Here is a 19,667-nt window from a genome sequence, read left to right on the forward strand (position 1 = left end):
CATCGCATCCTCGTCGCATTCGTTTCGTTACGGCAATGATCCTGCGCGAAGCCCGCCTATAACGCCACCGTCCAGTCGCCGTCGCGGCGTTCGAGGCGGACGAGCTGGGTGACGTCGCGCGCGACCGATTCGCGCGTTCCGCCGACTTCGGCCGACACGTCGTAGCGGACCCGCACGACCACGCCGTCCCCCGATTGCCGACGCTCCAGCACCTCGAGGTTGGTCACGTCCCAGGCGCGCGCGGCGAGCAGTTCGACCTGCCGCCCCTGCGCGCCGGGGCCGGCGAGATCGCTACCCGCCGCCGCCGCGATCCCCACCGCGCGTTCGGCGAGCGCGCGGGCGGTACCGCCGCCCCATGCCTCGACGGCATCGATCGCCGCCGTGCGGGTGTTGCGGACCGTGCGCAGCCCGCGCACCTCCTCGGCAGTCGCCAGCCCGCATGCCACCTCCATGCCCAGCACATCCTGCTGCCAGCCGCGTTCGACCGCGGCTTCTATCGCAGCCGTACCGGGCGAGGCACATCCGGCAAGCATCACCGGCAGCAATACCGCGGCAATCCCGTACGCGCGGTCCATCAGCTTTCCAGCCGCAGACGCGCGGCGCGCAGCTGTTCGGCGGTCGCGGCGCTGTCCGCCGCCGCGACGCGGACGAAGGATGTCCGCGCAGCCACCGCCGCCTTCGGCTGGTCGCGGGTCGTCACCGGGCGGCGAACCGGCGGACGCACCGCGAGGCGGCGAACCCCTGCTCCCGGCGGCAACGCCTTGCGACGTCCGGGGCGGTTCGCCAACGCGTTTGCGGCGGGCGCGGGCGGCTTGACCCGCGGCGGCGGCGAAATGGCGACGTCGGCGGCGGCAACATAGCTGCTCGCGCCCTCGCCCGGCACCTCCAGCCACGCTCCATCGCCCGCCACGACGTCGAGCGCCGCGCCCCGCGGCAGGGTCCGCACGACCGCGGCGGCAGCCATGCCCTGCGCACGCAGCGGCGTGCCCTTCGCCGCGACGACATAGCGGCGCGCGAAGGGGATCATGGGCGGGGTGATGTCGACGCCCCTGGCATCGACCCATTGCTCATCGATCGGTGCCTCGAACGCGGCGTCGCGCATGCCGGGTTCCTCGAGGATCGCTTCGCCCCGTTCGCCGACCGCCGTAGGGTCCTGGCCGTCGGCCATGGCGGTTTCCTGCGCATAGGCGGTGATGACCTTCACCTGCCGCTTGGCCGCACCGCTGATGATGCGGTTGTCGGCGGCGATGTCGCGTTCGATCGCGTCGAGTGCCTTCGCCGCCTTGCGCTGGTCGATCGTCCGTGCCTCATACTGGGTCTGCACCGCATAGATCTGCTGGCGACGACAATTGCCGAGATCGGCGAGCGCGGCGGCGAGCGGCGAGAATTGCGCCATGTCGTCGCGGTAATCGGCGTTGAGCGCGGCCTGCAGCGCCTCCCGATTGGCGGCCGCCTTTTTGGCCGACAGGAAGTGGGCGACCACCCCGCCGCCGATCCCGGCGATCACGACATTGCCCGGACGCACCTTGTCGCCGTTGAGGATAGCGCGCAGCCCCTCCAGCGCCATCCCTGCGACGACCCCGCCGATCACCTGGCCCATGCGATAGTCCCGGATCGCCCGGAACGGCGTCCGGTGGCGATCGCATGGATCGGATGCCGATCCCGCCAGCGCCAAGCCCGCTACCACATTCGGCGCGGCCGTCGCGGGGAGCGGTGCTGCGAGCAACGCCGCCGTCACCAGCCACGCCGTGGCCCGTCCACCCATCTTCGTCATAGCCAGTCCCCCCTTGCGAATGCGCCTGTCAGGCGGTTTCGATGCCCTTGATCCATCCGGCCCGGCGCGCGGCGGGTGGCGGCCCCTGTCGCGCCTCGGCGACATGCCGCGCCAGCGCGGGCAACAACCGCGCCAGCCGGGTCAGGCCCGCCCGCGCCAGCCGGTCGGCGACGACGCCAAGCGCCTGATCGACCTCCGCCGCCGGACGCCCGCCGAGCTGCACCACGGTCGCGACATAATAGTCGTAGCTGGAATCCCGTTCGCGCAGGTTCTGCGGCCGGAGCTGCGCGATGCGCGCGACCTCCGCCCGCTCCTCCGCCGACAGCGGCGTCGCGGTGCCCTGTCGCTGGCGCAGCAGATCGTCGACCTGCGCGACCTTCAGCCCGCGTTCGCGCGCATAGCCCGCCGCCAGCAGCGCGGCGAGCACCGCCGACTGCGTCGCGCCGCGCTCGCGTTCGGCGACCTGTGCAGATGCGAGTTCGAGCTGCCCGCGGATGCGCCCGAGTTCCGCGGCCGTGCCCGGATCGGCGGCGGGTACCGTCTGCAACCGGTCGAGCATCGCCCCGGCAGCAGCGCGCGCCGCCTGCCCCGCATTGGCCCCGTTCGCCCGACGTTGTTCCCATGCGCGCGCAACCCCGGCCTGCAACGCCGGATTGCCCTGCATCTCCGCGCCGTTCGCGCCGCCCGCATTGACCAGATAGGGCGCGGCGATCACGAGCCGGAAGCCGAGCGTCGCCTGGCGCACCGCGCCGTCGGTGTCGTAGATCTCGACCTCGCGCCGGCTCCCCACGCCGACGAGATCGCGCGCGTCCGCCGCACTGCCGCCGCGCGCGACGACACCGCCGGGGCGACCTGCGACCGATCCGTCGGGGCGGACCGGACGGAACAGGTCGGCGGTCAACTCCTCCGCATTGCCGACCATGTCGAACAGCATCAGGCGGTTCGGGGCCTTCTGCCCGACATAATATACCGCACTGCCGTCTGGCGGCGCCTGACCCACGCCCGCGAACCAGCCGATGGCGGCAAGGTCGGCAGAACCGTCCGCCGGTCCCCATCCCGCCGGAATGCCATGGCCGCGCCCGCCGTCGGACGCCTCGCGTCCTTCGCGCGCGGCGAATTCCCATTCCGCCTCGGTCGGCAGGCGGACATAGCCCGGCCGCGCGCCGTTCGACGGCAGCAGGCTGCCCGGACCGCCACCCGCCTTCTCCCGTGCGATCAGCCAGCGCGAATAGCGATCGGCAAAGGCGACCGCGTCGGCCCAGCCGATGCCGGTCGCCGGTAACACCCAGTCGCCGTCGGTCCTTGCCAGCGCGGCTTCGGCACGGGCACATGCGGCGGAACCGTCGGCATAGGACTCATCCGGCGCCCCTCCGGTGAAGATGCTCGCCTGCGGCTCGGTCACTTCATATTTGCCGATGTAATACAGGCTGGTGCCCGATCCGTCGGCGCTGCCGGGAAATCCCCCCGCCACCTCGCCCCACCAGCTGCCGCTCACCGCCTTGCGCAGCGGATCGGCGGCGTCCGCATCGCCGAACAGCGCGCGTTCGCTGTCCAGCGCGTCGCCGGTCGCGACCCGTACCGCGCGGAACACCATCCGCCGCCCGCAGGGCATCGGCAGTACCAGTTCATCGGGCCGTTCGGCCGCGGGGCGTTCGGACGCGCACGGCAGCGTCGGAATGACGTCGCGTGCCGCCCGCGCCGCGCGGCGGGCGTGTTCGACCATGCCGGGATCGTCGATCTGGCACCAGCTCTTCACCCCGCCGCGGGCCGTGGCGGCATTGCCGCCACCGCCGCCCCGATCGCGGCATCCGGCCGCCGTCAGCACCGCGCCGATCGCCGCCGCCGCCGTCATCCACCGCCGCATCACTCGCTCCCCCGCAACGCCAGGATGGGCGAGGTCCGCGCGGCATTGGCCGCCGCCGCCGCCCCTGCCGCCAGCGCCGCCGCCAGCGCGATCCCGGCGACCAGCGCGACGTCGCCCGCCGCGATCCGCCCCAACCCCTGCACCGTTCCCAACTGCCCGGCGAACAGCATGTTGAGCAGCGCCTGCCCGCCGCATGCCAGCAGCACGGCCAGCACGATCCCCGGCGACACCACCAGCACCGCATGGGCCAGCGGCACCGCGCGCAACGCATGCGGCGGCAGGCCGATCAGCCGCAGATAGCTGAAATCGCGGCGCTTGCGTTCGACCCAGCTCCATTCGGCGGCGGCGAGCGAAAGGCCCAGGCCGGTGGCGGTCATCGCCCCGATCACCAGCAGGAAGATGTCCAGTCCGCGCTCGAGCCGCGCGACCAGTCGGATGGCGTCGATCCGGCTGTCGGTGGCGATCCCCTGGTCCAGCAGCAGCGTACGCAACGGCGCGACATCATGCAGCGTGCGGGCATAGAGGCGCAGGCCGGCGTACCGCATCGGACGACTGCCCGCTGCGACCAGCGCGCGCAGCGGGCGATCGTCGTCGCTGTCGCGCCACACTTCGCTCGCCAGCAGCAGCGCAGGATCGACGAGGACGAACGCGCGGGAACTGTCGGCCTGTTGCGCCGCCGCGACCTGCACCACCCGCACCGCGATGCGCGCCTGTTCGCGGGTACCGTCGCGACGCACCCGCTCGATCGACAGCGTCACCGCATCGCCGCGTCCCACACCCAGCTTGCGCGCAACCGCGTCGGACAGCGCGATCGTGCCGGGTCGCCACGGCGCATCGAGCAGCGGATCGCCCGCGCCGCTCGGTACCATGTCCACCGCCGCGCCGTCCCCGTTCGGCGCACGCACCACCGCCCCCGCCGCGAGCAGTCGCGTCTGCGGCGCGACGAACGCCACGTCGCGCCGGTTACGCAGCCGCTCGATCAGGGCGGGCGGTACCACCGGCTGGCCGGTGGCGATCAGTTCGCGGCTGGCGGGGTGGCGGTCGAGCTCGTCCCACATCTGCCGCAATATCCCGCCGCCAACCGAGAGCAGCAGCAGCAGGGGCATCGCCGCCGCCGCGACCCCGATCGCAAGGCACAGCGACATCGCCCATTCATGGCGCCAGTCCTTCCATGCCAGCTCGGCCGCGATCGCCATCATCGCGCCGTCTCCGCATCACCGGCATCGGCGGCGATGCGCGGCGACAACCAGCCGGTCCGGTTCGCCCCCGCGCCGTCCAGCGCGATGCCGAGCGTCTCGAAGCCGTGCGCCGCCGCCATCGCGCCGTCATGCGTGACGATGACCGCCGCGCCCACCGCGCCGTCCGCCGCCAGCCCGGCGATCGTCGACAGGGTGCGACCGGCATTGTCGGGATCGAGCGCGGCGGTCGGTTCGTCGGCGATCAGGAGCGTGGGCCCCGTCGCGGCGGCGCGCGCCAGCGCCACCCGCTGCCGCTGCCCGCCCGACAGCGTGGCGGGACGACGCGCGAGCAGGTCGCCGATCCCCAGCGCCGCCAACAGCCGCGCGCCTGCCCCCGGATCGCGCCCGGCGATCCGCGCGGGCAGCCGCAGATTGTCGCATACGCTGAGCGCCGACAGCAGCCCACCGCCCTGCAACAGGAAGCCGGTTTCGGTCCGGCGGTGGCGCAGCAGCCGCGCGCGGTCGTCCGCCGCCCATGCCCCGCGCGCGTCCAGCCAGCCGCCGCCCCGCTCCCGCAGGTCGAAGCGCGCGCTCTTCCACGGCGGGCGCATCAGCGCGAGGCATTCGAGGAACAGGCTCTTGCCCGAGCCGCTCGGCGCGACGATCGCCAGCCGTTCGCCGCGCATCACGTCGAACGCATCGATCGCCAGCGTGAAACGCTCGGCGGATTCACCGACGCGCACCGCCGTCTCGCGCATCGAGCAGAGCAGCGCGGCCGTCACGGCAGTTCCCGGAGCGGCACCAGCGCGACCAGTTCGGCCGGATCGCTACTGCCGATCGCGCGCCAGCGCGACTGGTCGCCATCGAGGATCGCATAATAGGACAGCTTCTCGCGTAGGCGACGGACGAACGCCGCCTGTTTCGACGGCCCCATCGCCCGCCAGTCGGCGGCGGTCAGCGCCAGCGCATCGCTGCGATAGGGGAGCAGCGTCAGGAACGACGGCATCAGCGCGCCGAGCGCCGCGCGTTCGCCGGTGAAGCGTTGCGGGTCCTGCGCCGTTGCCGCCGACAGCGTCCGCAGCAGGTCGAAGAACTCGGCGCTGCCCGTCCGCGCGAGCGTGGCGTTGGCGACGAGGCTGCGGGTCTTTTCGGCGAGCTGGTTCAACTGCCGCCGGGTCAGATAGACGCTGACCTCCAGCGCGGCATGATCGAGGTTGGCGAGATCGCGGTCGCTGGTCCAGCTCGACTGGAAGGTCGGGGCGCTCACCTGCGCCGCCGCGCCGAGGAAACGCTGCTGCACGCTGAACAGCTTGCCCAGCACCATGTCCTTGACCGACACCGCCGTGTCGGCGGCGGCGATCGCCGGGCGGGCGACCGTCTGGTTGCGACGTTCGGCGGCGATCGCGTCGATCAGCGTCCCCACGTCACGCAGATAGCCATCGAATGCCGCCGACGAACCGCCCTCGATCAGCCGATAGGAGGATGTTCCCCCATCGGTGCGCAATTCGGTGCGATACTGCTGTGCGGCCCCGTCGATATTGCGCGCGGCGCGCGCCTCCGCCGTCCGGATATGGACCGGCAGGACCGAGATGCCGTCCCCCGCCGCGCGCGCCGCGATGGTCGACAGCCCGATGCCCTGGTGGCGGGCATGCGGATCGTCCGACCGCAGCGCCCCCGCGTCGGTGACGAGGAACAGCATCCGCAACCCGCACCCCTGGCGCCAGTCGAACCCCAGCCCCTCATGCAACCCGGCGACGGCATCTTCGTCGAAGCTGTGGGTGGACACGGTCGCCGGCTTCAGCGTGTCCATCGCCGCGACGAACCGGTCGGCATCCGCCTGCGGCGACAGGGGCAGCGCGACCCGCGTGACATATTCCAGCCCGCTGCGCTGCGGTTCGGCGTCCATGTTGTTGCGATAGGCGACGACGCCGAAGCGGAACTTGTCCTTCAGGCCGCGCCTCGCGATCTCGTCGCGCCATGTCGCGGCGATCCGGCGTACGCCGTCGATATACGGACCCATCGATGCGGTCGTGTCGATGACGAACACGATCTCGTGGACGATCGACGCCAGCGCGCTGCCCGCGCAATAGCCCGGCGTCCCCGCGGCGGCGGGCGACCGCGCGCCCTGTCCGGCGACCGAGGCGATATTGGCCAGATACACCGTACGCCCGTCGTTCGCGGTTACCGGCGATGCCTTGAGCACCGGCATGACATAGGGCATCGTTTGCCAGTCGACCGCCCGCTCCTCGACGCCGAGCAGGCGCGGATCGGGGGTGGCGGTCGCCGCGGACCGGGCGATGGCGTCCGCCTCCCCCGCCGGATCGCCGCCGATCAGCAGCCCCTTGAGCGCGGTCTCGTCCTGGAAGAACAGCACCGGCAGGCGGCCGCCCTGCGGAGCATATTGCATCACGAGCATGACGTTCCACGGCTGCACCGCTTCTTCGCGGACCCAGCCTTCGGCACCATTTTCCAGCGTGTGGCCGACCTGTCGCCAGCCCGGTCGCGCGCCGAAGACATAGAGGATGTCGAACGTCGGCAGCGGTGCGCCCCCCGTCCCGCCGGGCGCGGTCGCCAGCAGCGCGCCGGGCTTGGTGAGGACCCGCTGGTACAGGCCGGAATGGCCCGGCATGGCCAGCGGCGCGCCGTCGCGCCCGGTCGCATCGGCACGCAACTCGGGGAATTTCGCGCGCAACGCCGCCGCGGCTTCGGGCGCGCCGGCATGGGCGCCCGCCTTCAGATAGAAGCGCAGCGCTTCGGCCGGATCGGGCGCGGGCAGCAGCCCGACCCGCGCGGCATCCTCCTCCAGCGCGGGCCGCGCCAGCGGATCGAGCATCCGCCCCAACTGGAACGCCGCCGCGACCGATCCCTTGTCCGCCGCCATCCGGAGCGCCGTCGTCCCGGCCACGAGCTTGCCGACGTCACCGTCGCGCCGCCCGGCGTCGAAACAGTCGATGCCGCTCGATTCCAGTTCGCCGACCTTGGGGTCGAGCGCCATCAACTGCTCGACGTCCTTGACCTCGCAGCCGGAAAACGCGCCTGCCGTCAGCGCATAGCCGCCCCAGCCGATCCCGCCGACCAGCCCCGCGCCGACCACCGCCAATGCCGCGATCCGCGCGCGACGGGTGAGCGCCGCGCCACCGCCGCCGCCGCGCACCGCCTCCACCTGGCACTGGTTGCCGTCGGCGTGCAGCGGGCAGCCGATGCCCTCGATACTCTCGACCTCGTGCGCCCGCCCGTCGTCGAGCTGGAGGGGGCAGTTCCCGAAATGCTGGCACCGGACTTTCATCGCGCCCTCGCGTTGTCGTCATGGGGTGTTCGCCCGTGCCGTCAGGCGGCGGCGCGCTGCTGGTTGACCAGTGCGCAGGCAGCGGCGACATCGGCGATCGCGCCGCGCACCTCGGGCCGGGTCTCGTCATAGTCGAACCGGCGCATCACCTCGTTCTGATGCTCCGCCAGCCGTGCCATCAGCCCCGCGCGGGCATCGACATGGACCAGCCCCGCCAGATGGCGTTCGACCCTTGCCTGGAGCGGATAGGCGGTGTCGCCGGTGAGGCGGGCCGTGCCGTTCACGATGGTGTCACCGATCACGACGGGCCGTTCGCGACCATGCTCGTCGCGGACGACGAAGAAGACCTCGGGCGCGCCGGTCGTCGGATTGGTCCGCTCGCGGAACAGCGTCTCGACCTGCCCGATCAGCCAATAGGGCCGCATGTCGGCGCGCAGCTCGTCGATACCCCGCGCGAACAGCGACGGAAGCGTCGTCCCGTCCCCTTCGATATGGAGTTCCAGCCGCTTGCGCGCACCGTCCGGCCCGTCGACCATCTCGCGATACTTGTCGCGGAGCCGGGCCAGCGAACGCAGGTGTCGCAACGCGAACTGGTTGGTCAGGCTGAGGAACACGATCTCGTGATCGCGGTCCGCCGTATCGATGATATCGACCGGAATCTCGCTCGCCGCGGAGCGGATATAGCCGACCATCCGGGTCCGGAACGCCCGCAGTTCGTCGCTCAGCCCCGCCTCGGCGGGCACGAATGCCGCCACGCGACGGGTGATCGCGCCGACGCCGTGCGCGATCCGCTGGTTGGGGTCGAGCGGCGCAAAACTCGCCGCGCGGCGCAACTGGGTGCCGAGAAATTTCCGGAGCGCATCGTCGCGCGACGCATATTCGTCGTACAGCTTCTGGATGACCCGCCCCTGCAGGATATGGTCGCGGTCGCTGTCGAGCGCGTCCAACGTCGCCTCCACCGCCGCCTGTGCCGGTTCCTCCAGCGTGGCGACGATGCGGGCATCGTTCACCCGCTCCACCAGCGCGGCGAACGACCGCTGCGGCCCGAGCTGCTCGAGCAATTTGCCGCGCAGCTCGGCGGTGCGCAGGCGTTGCAGTCCCTCGTCCTGTTCCAGCCGCCGGACGACGTCGCGGATATGTTCGGGATCGTACAGCTTGTGGAGTTGCACGGCATCGCCGTTGCCATCGACCCGCACCCGCGCCGCCTGCCGTCGTTCGACCGTCTCCAGCGCGACGGCGAACCGCTTCGCGACTTCCTCCGCATCGGCGCGCAGCCGCTGCAATTCGGTGAGAATGGCGCTCGACAGGCGCTGGGCAAAGCCGAAGGCGACCTTGTCGGCGCGCGCGGTGTGCAGTTCCGACTGGGCCTGCGCGATCGCCTCCAGCATTTGCGGGCGACTGCGCACCAGTCGCATGGGCGAAATCTTGCTGCTGTTGCGGAACGTCGTTTCCTGTTGCGTCAGCCGGGTGGCGCATTCTCCCTCACGCCGCGTCGCTTCGGCGATGCGTCCGTCGAACCCGCGCATGCGCTCGCCGGTATCGGCGATCAGTTCCTCGAGGATGCGCGCGATGTCGCGCAGCGACCAGGTGCCGTCGTTCCATTTCGCGAACAGGTCAGGCCCGATCCGGTGGTGGACGATATGGCGCGCGCGATCGACGATGCCGCGCTCGGCCACGCGGTAGAATTCCGAGACCCCGACCAGCCGGAACTGCCGTTCGCTGAACCCCCGCGCGAATTCGTCGAGCGCGCGCGGCCATCCGTCGCTCGACATGTCACCGCCGATGATCGCCGTCGTCTTGCCGTTGATCGCGCCGCGGAACTCGTCGGCGATCGAACGCCATGTCGCCTTGTCATTGTCCAGCGACGCGGTTTCGATCCGCAGATGCTGGTCCGACAGATACCATCCGTTGCGCCGTTCGGGCGAACGCACTTCCGCCGCCACGTCGAACGGCTTGCGCGTCTCGACGAAGCCGGTGCCGTCGAGCCACGCATTGTTCAGCGATTGCAGCAGGAACTGCCGGGTGAACGACGCCGAGGCATATTCCGCGATTTCCTGCGTCGGGATGGCGACCCGGCTGATGCCGAAGCTCGTGAAGCGATTGGCGCGGGTCTTGGGAGCGGTCGCCTCGGTCGAATCGCCTTCATACTCGCCCCGGAAGTTCTCGCCGGTGGTCATGGCGCGCCAGCCCTGTTCCGACGTCTGCGTCGCCTGTTCGGCATCGAGCGCCCTTGCCATCCCCGAAGCGATCACGACCTGATAGATCGCATCGGCGCACAGATTGGGCAGGGTTACACCGACATCCACGCGTAGCGCCTGATCGTTGGTCGGCGACATCACCCAGATATTGTCGATCGGCTTGCGGAAATCATACCGCGCGCCGGTCCCGGCGATGTCGGTCGGGCTAAAGCTGCCCGCCAGCAGCGCGTTGATCTCGCTGAGCGCGGCATAGCCGTTGGCGTGGTAATTGCCCTTGGCCCAGTGCGTGTCCTCCTCTTCGGGCAATACCGCATAGATCACGATCTTGCCGCGCTGCCCCTGGCTCAGCGAACGCAAATGGCCGATCAGGTCGATCAGCGTTCCTGATCCGGTCCCGCCGGCCAGGCCCGCAACGACATGGAACGTCCATTCCGAGAGTTGGACGCCGCCCGTTCCGTCCAGCCGCATCTTGATCGCCTGATCGATCGCATGGACGTTCTGCGCCGCCAGCAGCCGCCCGAACCGGCGCAACTGTCCCGCCGCCTCGATGCCGTTCGGCGCACCTGCCATGATCGATCGCCACAAGGCGCGGTCGCCGATCCACGACCGGATCGTGCCGTAATCCTCGACCTGCTCGATGATCTGCGCGACATTACCCTGCTTCAGCAGCACGACCTGCGCCGGCAGCAACTGCACCGACCGGCCGTTGGTCCGCCAGCGTTGGTCGCTGTCCTGCAACACCGACGTCACCGTCGCCTGTTCGGTGTCGTGGACAGACGAATCGATATAGAGGAAATCGACCGCCAGTTCGGGCGGGGCGACATCGCCATATTGCTGGAATATCGCACGGCGCAGCCCTGCGATCACCTTGCCGCCCGTGCCGCCCAATCCGATCATCAGGTGATTCATCGCCGCCCCCTTCGCCGATATCCCCGGTAGAAACCGGGATCGATGCAGCGACGAATGGGCGGCGAATCGCGCCAGAGACAACGACAACCCGCCGCCTGACGCCCGATGTCAGGACATGGCCCCCGCGGACGGATCGGGCAGCCTCAGTTGGTGAACAGCGCGAAGGCGCGATCCGGGTCTTTGGGCCGGGTGAGCATGACCTGCACCTCCACCACCTCGCGTCCGGCGGGCAGCCAGCGGCACAGCACCCGCCCGCTCGCCCGGCGCGCATCGCATCGCACGCGCCCCGCCGCATCGCGCACGACCATCCGCGCAGGCGCATCGGTGCGCAGGTAGAGCATGGCGGTCTCGCCGCCGTCGAACGGGATGCGCCGCCGCCACGGCCGGTCCGTCGTTGCCCGTCCGGCAAAGGCCGTGCTGCCCCCTGCACGCCCGCGGTCGACCGGCACCGCATCCAGCGTCGCGTTCAGCGCGACGTCGTCCTCGGCAAGTATGCGCGCCTCGGCGATACGCTCCGCCAGATCGATCGGCGCGGGATCGCCCTCGATGTCGAACACCGCCCCCGACGCCCGCGCCGCGCAGGATACGCCGCGCACCAGCAGTTGCGGATCGCGACGCGCGTGCCCGGCGGCCCGGAGCCGATCGGCCTGTGCCAGCATCGCGACCGGATCGGCCCCGCCGCATTGCACCGACGCGATGAGCAATAACGGCCACAGCATCCGCGAAATCCCTTCCAACAAAATATATCGGGTGGAAAACGGCGTCGCCCGACGTAGCGGTCAAGTTGATTTCGATCCACCTGGCGAAAGACGGCCATGCGAGTCGCATTGTTGGAAGACGAATATGAATGGGCGCAACTGGTTGATCGCGCGACCGCTGCGGTCGGCTGGACGACGACCTGGTTCCGGTCCCGCGACGAGTTCGCCACGTCGTTCCGCGTCGCGGCGTTCGACGTACTCGTCACCGATATCCATTTGGCCGATCAAACGGTTAAGGGCAGCGATATCGTTCGCGGCCTGCGCGACGCAGGGGTCGCCATCCCGGTGCTGATGCTCACGCAGTTCGCCGCGGCGCATCCGCCCGCGGCGATGCTGGATACCGGGGCGGACGACTATCTGGCCAAACCGTTCGATCCGGATGAATTGATCGCCCGGTTGCGCGCGCTCGCCCGCCGTGCGCGGGACAGCGATCCCGCCCTGCTCAGGATCGGACCGCTGCGGGTCAGCCGCCATCACCATTCGGCGCACTGGCTGGGCGAACGCATCCCGTTGCGCGGGCAGAGCTTCGACATCCTCGTCTGCCTCGCGCTGGACGCCGGGCAGGTAGTGAGCCCTGCGATGCTGTGGCAGACGGTCTGGTCGCGCTTTCCCAACCTGCCGCCGCAGGAATCGCCGATCCAGGCCGCCGTCAGCCGCCTGCGGCGCGATATAGAGGCGGTCACCTCCGCGCCGCTGATCCGCACCGTGCCGGGGCGCGGCTATCTGCTCGACGTGCGGGGCGCGACCGGGGGGTGAGCGCGCGCGGATCGATCGCAGCGGTCCTCATGCTGGCGTTGCTGGCGCTGACCGGGCTGCATTTCAGTGCGCGCGCGGTGGACACATGGTGGCTGCGCGACCAGCGCACGCAGATCACCGCCGACCTGGCGGTCCTCACGACCGCCGAGCGGCACGGCAACGCCGCGTTCGCCATCACCCTGCTCGAAGCGCGCGATCGGGCCGGGGGCGAGCGGTTCCTGTATCGGCTGACCGATCCCGAAACCGGGGAACGGATCGTCGGCAACCTGCCCGACGGGCTGGGCGCCGCCGGGTCCGACGGATGGATCACCGGTACCGTCGCGGGGATCGGCCCGGTCCTTGCCCGGGCGACCCGGATCGACGGCCATTATCCGCTAATGATCGCCCGGCCCGTGCCGACGATGGGTGCGGTCGCCGACAATGCCTGGTGGTGGCTGATCGGCAGCACGGCCGCGATCGTCACGGTCGCGCTGCTGCGCCACATGGTGGTGGCACGCCGGCTGCGCGCCCGCCTCGCGCATATCGAGGCGACGTTGCTGGCGTTCCAGTCCGGGACGCTGGACGCTCGGATCGACGATCCTGCGACCGACCTTGCCGGGCGCGTGGGACACGGCATCGATCGGTGCCTGGCGATCGTGCAGCGCCAGTTCGACGGGTTCCAGCTCTTTGCCGAACGATTCGCGCATGAGCTGCGCGGCCCGGTGGCGCTGGCGATCAGCCGGATCGACGCCGCCGACCACCCCGACACGCTGGCTGCGGCCTGCCGGGTCGAGGTAGGGCGGTTGCTGCACGTGTTCGACAGCATCCTGTATCTCGCGGCGCTGCGCACACGCCCGCTGCATGCCGATCGCGTGGCGCTGCACACCATCGCCTATCTCGTCGTCGACCTCTACACGGCGGCCGCCGCCGAGCGCGGGGTGACGATCACTGCCGATCTGGCAGCGACACCGATCGCGGGTGAGGCGGCGCTGGTCGAGCGGCTGGTCGCCAACCTCGTCGCCAATGCGGTGAAGTTCACTGCGCCCGACAGCGAGGTGACGGTCGCGACCCGGATCGACGGCGAGCGGGCGACGCTGATCGTCGCCGATGCGGGAATGGGAACGGCAGGTCTGCCCGACGATCCCGGCAGCTATCTGCGGCGGGGACCGGCGGCGGCGGGCACGCAGGGAGCCGGACTGGGGCTGAGCGCAGTCCTGCGCATCGCGGAGTTCCACGGTGCGGAGGTCGCCTTCGCGGATCGGCCGGGCGGCGGGCTCGTCGTCACCGTTGCCTTTCCCTCGGCAAGGCTCGCACTACTTGCGCGGGGCGAATGAAGCGGGGTCGATCGCCCCCCCGGGTGATTGCCTCTCCGCTCAGCGGTCGGCTACCGCCGACCGAATGATCCGGCACAAAGCGTCCCCTGGACGATGTGAATCTTCGTCAGCACCCCGCTTGCGCGGGGTGAATGACCGGGCGAAAATCGTCCCCCGGACGATTTTGCGTCCCGGTCATTCCCACTCGATCGTGCCGGGCGGCTTGCTGGTATAGTCGTAGGTGACGCGGTTGATGCCCTTCACCTCGTTGATGATGCGGGTGGCGACGCGGGGCAGGAAGTCGCCGGGGAACTGGAACGCCTGCGCGGTCATGCCGTCGGTCGAGGTGACCGCCCGCAGCGCAAGTACGTTGTCGTACGTCCGCCCGTCGCCCATCACGCCGACGCTGCGCACCGGCAGCAGCACCGCGAACGCCTGCCAGATGGTGTCGTACAGCCCCGCTGCACGGATCTCTTCGAGGTAGATCTGGTCGGCCTTGCGCAGGATATCGCAGCGCTCGCGCGTCACCTCGCCGGGGATGCGGATGGCGAGGCCGGGTCCGGGGAACGGGTGGCGGCCGACGAACACGTCCGGCAGGCCCAGTTCGCGGCCCAGTGCGCGCACCTCGTCCTTGAACAGTTCGCGCAAGGGTTCGACCAGCGCCATGTTCATGCGCTCGGGTAGGCCGCCGACGTTATGGTGGCTCTTGATCGTCACGGAGGGGCCGCCGGTGAAGCTGACGCTCTCGATCACGTCCGGATAGAGCGTGCCCTGCGCGAGGAACTGCGCACCGCCCAGCTTCTTCGCCTCCGCCTCGAATACGTCGATGAAGGTCTTGCCGATGAACTTGCGCTTCGCCTCCGGGTCGGCGACGCCCGCCAGACCGTCCATGAACAGGTCCTGCGCGTCGACATGGACGAGCGGGATGTTGTAGTGGCCGCGGAACAGGCTGACGACCTGCTCCGCCTCGCCCATGCGCAGGATGCCGCCGTCGACGAACACGCAGGTCAACTGGTCGCCGATCGCCTCATGGATCAGCAGCGCCGCGACCGAGCTGTCCACGCCGCCCGACAGGCCGCAGATGACCTTCCCCGAACCGACCTGCTCGCGGATCTCGGCGATTTTCAGCGCACGGAACTCGGCCATCGTCCAGTCGCCCGACAGGCCGCAGACGTGGCGGGCGAAATTGGCGATCAGCTTCGCGCCGTCGGGGGTGTGGTAGACTTCCGGGTGGAACTGCACGCCGTAGTAGCGGCGGCTGTCGTCGGCGATGATCGCGAACGGTGCGCCCGCGCTGGTCGCAACCACATGGAAGCCGGGCGCGATCGCCGCCACCTTGTCGCCGTGGCTCATCCACACCTGATGGCGCTCGCCCGTCGCCCACAGGCCGTCGAACAGCGCGCAGGTTTCGGCGACCTCGACATAGGCTTCGCCGAACTCGCCCGAATGGCCCTTCTCGACCTTGCCGCCCAGCTGCTCGGTCATGACCTGCTGACCGTAGCAGATGCCGAGGACGGGGATTTTCGATTCGAAGATCGCCTGGGGGGCGCGGGGGCTGCCCGCGTCGCATACCGAAGCGGGACCGCCCGACAGGATCACGCCCTTGGGCGCCAGCCGCGCGAAGGCTTCCTCGGCCTTCTGGAAGGGCACGATCTCGGAATAGACGCCGGCCTCGCGCACGCGCCGGGCGATGAGCTGCGTCACCTGGCTGCCGAAGTCGACGATCAGGATGGAATCGGGGGTCTCGTTCATGGGCACCCGATAGCAGAGCTTCGGGGGTGTGCCAGCCCTTTGCCGGGCCGGAAGGATTCGGTTTCACGCGAAGGCGCGAAGACGCGGAGGAAGAAAGGCAGGAGAGATTTCGCGCAGAGGCGCAGAGAGGTTGCGCCTATGGCGACGGACCGGCGATCGGGAGACGCCCGCTCCCGTTGCTTCGAGGATGAAGGCCGCTGACGCGGCGGAGGGGGTGCCGCAATCGCAACTCCTCCGCGCCTCTGCGCCTCTGCGCGAAAATCTCTCTTCTTCTCTTGGCGGCCTTCGCGTGAACCCGAACCCTTACTGCACCGGCTTCACCGTCATCCCCGTCCATTTGGCGATGAACGCCCACAGATCGGCGGTTTCCTCGATCACCTTGTCGGTCGGCTTGCCCGAGCCGTGACCGGCGCGCGTCTCGATGCGGACGAGGCGCGGCTTCGGCCCGAGGTCCATCGACTGGAGCATCGCGGTGTATTTGAACGTATGCCCCGGCACCACGCGATCGTCGGTGTCGGCGGTGGTGGCGAGGATCGCCGGATAGGGCTTGCCCGCCTTCACGTTATGATAGGGGGAATAGGCCAGCAGGTTGCGGAAATCCGCCTCCTTCGCGGGCACGCCGTAATCATCCACCCAGTAGCGCCCCGCCGTGAACCGGTCGAAGCGCAGCATGTCCATCACGCCGACCGCAGGCAGCGCGGCGGCGAACAGGTCGGGCCGCTGGTTCACGACCGCACCGACCAGCAGGCCGCCGTTCGACCCGCCCTGGATCGCCAGCTGGCCCTTGCCGGTCACGCCTTGCGCGATCAGATCCTCGCCCGCCGCGATGAAGTCGTCGAACACGTTCTGCTTGTTCAGCAGCTTGCCGCCGTCGTGCCACGCCTTGCCATATTCGCTGCCGCCGCGGATGTTGGCGACCGCCAGCACCCCGCCCTGCTCCAGCCATGCGATGCGGCCGGGCGAGAAGCCGGGCAGGATCGGCACGTTGAACCCGCCGTACGCATAGAGCAGCGTCGGCGCGGGGCCGGTCACGTCCTTGCGCCTGACGATGAACATCGGCACCTTCGTCCCGTCCTTCGACGTGTAGAAGCGCTGGCGCACGTCATACTGGCTCGGATCGAACGCGACCTTGGGGCTGGCCCATGGCGTCACCGTGCGCGACGCCACGTCATAGCGATAGATGGTCGTCGGGGTGGCGAAGCTGGAGAAGGCGAAGAACCCTTCGTTGTTGTCCAGTTCGCCGCCGACCCCGCCGACCGTGCCGATGCCGGGCAGCGCGATGCTGCCGTCGGGCTTGCCGTCGAGGGTGAAGCGCTTCACCTCGGTCTTCGCATCGACCAGATAGGCGGCCATGATCCGCCCGCCGACCAGCGACGCACCGTTCAGCACCGCCTTGTCCTCGGCCACCACTTCGCGCGGGGTGGGCGTGGGTGCGGCCATGTCGATGCTGACGATGCGCAGGCGCGGCGCACCCTGCGTCGTGGTCAGGTACAGCGTGCTGCCCTGCGATCCGACGGTGTTCCAGTCGACGTTATCGGTGTTGATGATCGTGCGCGGCTTGTCGCCGGGCTTCGTCAGGTCCATCACCGCGATCTCGATGTGATCGCCCGGCCCGCTGGTCGAGATGACCAGCCAGCGCCCGTCGTCGGTGATGCCGGGATAGAAGGTATAGCGCGGCTGGTCGGGCCGTTCGTACACCAGCGTGTCGGCGCTCTGCGGCGTGCCGAGCTTGTGGAAATAGACCTTGGCGTTCAGGTTCTGGCTCTGGAACTCCTGCCCCTTCTCCGGGGTCGGTAAGCGGGCGTAGTAGAAGCCCGAGCCGTCCTTCACCCATGATGCGGACAGGCCGTATTTCACCCAGTCGATCTGGTCGTCGAGCACCTTGCCGCTGTCGACATCGAGCACGCGCAGCTTGCGCCAGTCGCTGCCGCCGTCCTGGATCGAATAGAGCAGCCGCTTGCCGTCCTTCGACGGCGACCATTCGGCCAGCGCCGTCGCCCCGTCCTTCGACCAGCCGTTGGGATCGATCAGCACCCGCCCCGGCCCGTTCAGGCTGTCGCGGACATAGAGCACCGACTGGTTCTGCAACCCCGAATTGCGGCTGTAGAAATAGCGGCCCCCTTCGCGGTTGGGCACGCCGAAGCGTTCGTAATCGAACAGCGCGGTCAGCCGCCGCTTGAAGATGTCGCGGCCCGGCAGCGTCGCCAGATAGGCGTCCGTCACCTTGTTCTGCGCGGCGACCCAGGCGGCGACCTCCGGATCGTTGCGGACGTCGTTCTCGAGCCAGCGGTACGGGTCGGCGACCTTGACCCCGAACTGTTCGTCCACCTGCGGCACGGTGCGGGTCGGCGGATAGGCGATGGTCTGGGCAAAAGCGGGCGTGGTGGTCATCAGGCAGGCGATCGCGGCAAGGACATGGCGGGACATCGCTACTCCATCGGCGGGGCGGCGGGACAACAGCCGCCCGGAAAGGGATGCCGGACACGGTATCCGGCGTTACCGTCCACGATAGGCGATGCGGTCGCCCGCGCAAGACCCGCCACGTCTCGCGCGACTTGCCGCTTGCGCCCGCCCGGCCCGAACGGCGATAGCAGGATTTCGAGTCGGGCGTTCCGCTATGCCCGGCATATCAGGAGGCCATTCTTGCCGTTCGACCGTCGCGTCTTCCGCCGGATCAGGCCGTGACGCCCGCCCCTTCCCCGGTGCGGCTGTCGGGCACCAACCTCGAACGTGCCGCCGACCATAACCAGCGGGTGACGCTGCACGCGATCCGGGTGTCGGGATCGATCACCCGCGTCGACCTGGCCGGGATCACCGGGCTGACCCCGCCCGCGATCGCCAACATCACCCGCCGGTTGCTGAACGACGGGATGATCGTCGAGGCGGGGCAGCGGCGCGGCGGGCGCGGGCAGCCGCCGACCAAGCTGGTCATCAACCGCGCCGCCTGCTTCGCGATCGGCATCAACGTCGATCGCGACCATGTGACGTTCGTGCTGGTCGATTTCGCGGGCGGCACGCTGGCGCGCATGACGCAGGAGGTGGACTTCGCGCTGCCCGCCGATGTCGCCGCGCTGTACCGCGCGCGCGTGGGCACGCTGATCGCCGAGGCGGGGATCGACGCCGCGCGGCTGGTCGGCATCGGCGTGGCGCGGCCCGACGATCTGGGCAGCGTCGACCTGCCCGGACGCCCCGCCGCCTATGCCGAATGGGACAGCGTCGACCTGGCCGCGCTGTTCGCCGATCCGCTGGGCCTGCCCGTGTTCGTCGAGAACGACGCCGCCGCCGCCGCGATGGGCGAGTTGCAGCTGGGGCATGGCCAGCATCACGGCAGCTTCTTCTACATCCTCGTCTCGGCGGCGCTGGGCGGCGGGCTGGTGATCGACGGCGCCTATTTCCGGGGGGCCAACGGCCGGTCGGGCGAGCTGGGCTTCCTGCTCGGCAGCGACGATCGCGGCGGACAGGCGCAGATCCAGCACCATGTCTCGCTGTCGCGGCTGTCGCTGGCGCTGGGCGAGGCGGGGTTCGGCATCGCCGACATGCTGGGCGCGGCGGCGAACGATCCGGCGCTGCTGGCGGTGGTCGACCGCTGGATCGACAGCGCGGTCGAGCGGCTGGTCGGCCCGCTGGTCGCGATCAACTGCCTCATCAATCCGGCGGCGGTGTTCGTCGGCGGGCGCCTGCCGGGGCGGCATGTCGATACGCTGACGGAGCGGCTGACCGCACGGTTGCAGGCAGAGATCGCGAACCTGCCCGCGCTGGCCCCGGTACGCCGGGCGATGCTGGCGGAGGATGCGCCCGCCGTGGGCGCGGCGATCCTGCCGTTCAGCCACTTCCTGCTGCCCAGCACCAGCGCGCTGTGGAAGGCCGACGGCGCCGAGGCGTAGCGCGTTACCCGGGGTC

13 protein-coding genes are annotated in these 19,667 nt (G+C 70.0%); 3 read left to right on the top strand and 10 right to left on the bottom strand.

Annotation, left to right across the window (positions count from 1 at the left end; genetic code table 11):
• Window positions 1–56: 56 nt before the first annotated feature.
• The 8 genes from ABLE43_RS02765 to ABLE43_RS02800 form a co-directional block, all read right to left on the bottom strand.
• Window positions 57–575, bottom strand: a complete 519-nt coding sequence (locus tag ABLE43_RS02765; RefSeq protein WP_348976948.1) for a hypothetical protein — start codon at window positions 573–575, stop codon at window positions 57–59.
• Entirely contained in the window at window positions 575–1,774 is a 1,200-nt protein-coding gene (locus ABLE43_RS02770; RefSeq protein ID WP_348976949.1) for an SH3 domain-containing protein, read from the bottom strand. The genes ABLE43_RS02765 and ABLE43_RS02770 overlap by 1 nt, the downstream gene beginning before the upstream one ends.
• A gap of 28 nt (window positions 1,775–1,802) precedes the next feature.
• Complete coding sequence (locus ABLE43_RS02775; protein WP_348976950.1) at window positions 1,803–3,638, bottom strand: formylglycine-generating enzyme family protein; 1,836 nt, start codon at window positions 3,636–3,638, stop codon at window positions 1,803–1,805.
• Entirely contained in the window at window positions 3,638–4,837 is a 1,200-nt protein-coding gene (locus tag ABLE43_RS02780; RefSeq protein WP_348976951.1) for an FtsX-like permease family protein, read from the bottom strand. The genes ABLE43_RS02775 and ABLE43_RS02780 overlap by 1 nt, the downstream gene beginning before the upstream one ends.
• A complete protein-coding gene (locus ABLE43_RS02785) occupies window positions 4,834–5,598 on the bottom strand; it encodes an ATP-binding cassette domain-containing protein (RefSeq protein ID WP_348976952.1) in 765 nt (254 codons plus the stop codon). Before ABLE43_RS02785 ends, ABLE43_RS02780 begins: the two co-directional genes overlap by 4 nt.
• Window positions 5,595–8,102 (bottom strand): vWA domain-containing protein, encoded by a 2,508-nt coding sequence (locus tag ABLE43_RS02790; protein WP_348976953.1) that lies wholly within the window; start codon window positions 8,100–8,102, stop codon window positions 5,595–5,597. Before ABLE43_RS02790 ends, ABLE43_RS02785 begins: the two co-directional genes overlap by 4 nt.
• A gap of 41 nt (window positions 8,103–8,143) precedes the next feature.
• Entirely contained in the window at window positions 8,144–11,209 is a 3,066-nt protein-coding gene (locus ABLE43_RS02795) for a tubulin-like doman-containing protein (protein ID WP_348976954.1), read from the bottom strand.
• A gap of 143 nt (window positions 11,210–11,352) precedes the next feature.
• Window positions 11,353–11,928 (bottom strand): hypothetical protein, encoded by a 576-nt coding sequence (locus ABLE43_RS02800; protein ID WP_348976955.1) that lies wholly within the window; start codon window positions 11,926–11,928, stop codon window positions 11,353–11,355.
• Between the two features lie 96 nt (window positions 11,929–12,024).
• On the opposite strand from ABLE43_RS02800, the gene ABLE43_RS02805 reads away from it, so the two are divergent.
• Both ABLE43_RS02805 and ABLE43_RS02810 read left to right on the top strand, forming a co-directional pair.
• Entirely contained in the window at window positions 12,025–12,723 is a 699-nt protein-coding gene (locus ABLE43_RS02805) for a response regulator transcription factor (RefSeq protein WP_348976956.1), read from the top strand.
• Window positions 12,724–12,752: 29 nt separating this feature from the next.
• Window positions 12,753–14,036 carry a sensor histidine kinase gene (locus tag ABLE43_RS02810; RefSeq protein ID WP_348976957.1) on the top strand — a complete coding sequence of 428 codons (1,284 nt, stop codon included), beginning with the start codon at window positions 12,753–12,755 and terminating at the stop codon, window positions 14,034–14,036.
• 174 nt (window positions 14,037–14,210) lie between these two features.
• Here ABLE43_RS02810 and guaA read toward each other — a convergent pair whose 3' ends face one another.
• A complete protein-coding gene (gene guaA / locus ABLE43_RS02815) occupies window positions 14,211–15,767 on the bottom strand; it encodes a glutamine-hydrolyzing GMP synthase (RefSeq protein WP_348976958.1) in 1,557 nt (518 codons plus the stop codon).
• Window positions 15,768–16,070: 303 nt separating this feature from the next.
• Entirely contained in the window at window positions 16,071–18,194 is a 2,124-nt protein-coding gene (locus ABLE43_RS02820; protein WP_348976959.1) for a prolyl oligopeptidase family serine peptidase, read from the bottom strand.
• Between the two features lie 254 nt (window positions 18,195–18,448).
• Between ABLE43_RS02820 and ABLE43_RS02825 the strand changes: the two genes are divergently transcribed.
• A complete protein-coding gene (locus ABLE43_RS02825; protein WP_348976960.1) occupies window positions 18,449–19,651 on the top strand; it encodes an ROK family transcriptional regulator in 1,203 nt (400 codons plus the stop codon).
• The last annotated feature ends 16 nt before the right edge of the window (window positions 19,652–19,667 follow it).

The sequence above is a fragment of the Sphingomonas silueang genome (assembly GCF_040049155.1).
GTDB lineage: Bacteria > Pseudomonadota > Alphaproteobacteria > Sphingomonadales > Sphingomonadaceae > Sphingomonas > Sphingomonas silueang.

Coding starts and splice junctions, on each gene's coding strand:
- ABLE43_RS02790 (WP_348976953.1), bottom strand. CDS start 8,102: ATGAAAGTCCGGTGCCAGCATTTCGGGAACTGCCCCCTCCAGCTCGAC.
- ABLE43_RS02765 (WP_348976948.1), bottom strand. CDS start 575: ATGGACCGCGCGTACGGGATTGCCGCGGTATTGCTGCCGGTGATGCTT.
- ABLE43_RS02800 (WP_348976955.1), bottom strand. CDS start 11,928: ATGCTGTGGCCGTTATTGCTCATCGCGTCGGTGCAATGCGGCGGGGCC.
- ABLE43_RS02775 (WP_348976950.1), bottom strand. CDS start 3,638: ATGCGGCGGTGGATGACGGCGGCGGCGGCGATCGGCGCGGTGCTGACG.
- ABLE43_RS02795 (WP_348976954.1), bottom strand. CDS start 11,209: ATGAATCACCTGATGATCGGATTGGGCGGCACGGGCGGCAAGGTGATC.
- ABLE43_RS02810 (WP_348976957.1), top strand. CDS start 12,753: ATGCTGGCGTTGCTGGCGCTGACCGGGCTGCATTTCAGTGCGCGCGCG.
- guaA (WP_348976958.1), bottom strand. CDS start 15,767: ATGAACGAGACCCCCGATTCCATCCTGATCGTCGACTTCGGCAGCCAG.
- ABLE43_RS02820 (WP_348976959.1), bottom strand. CDS start 18,194: ATGTCCCGCCATGTCCTTGCCGCGATCGCCTGCCTGATGACCACCACG.
- ABLE43_RS02805 (WP_348976956.1), top strand. CDS start 12,025: ATGCGAGTCGCATTGTTGGAAGACGAATATGAATGGGCGCAACTGGTT.
- ABLE43_RS02770 (WP_348976949.1), bottom strand. CDS start 1,774: ATGACGAAGATGGGTGGACGGGCCACGGCGTGGCTGGTGACGGCGGCG.
- ABLE43_RS02780 (WP_348976951.1), bottom strand. CDS start 4,837: ATGATGGCGATCGCGGCCGAGCTGGCATGGAAGGACTGGCGCCATGAA.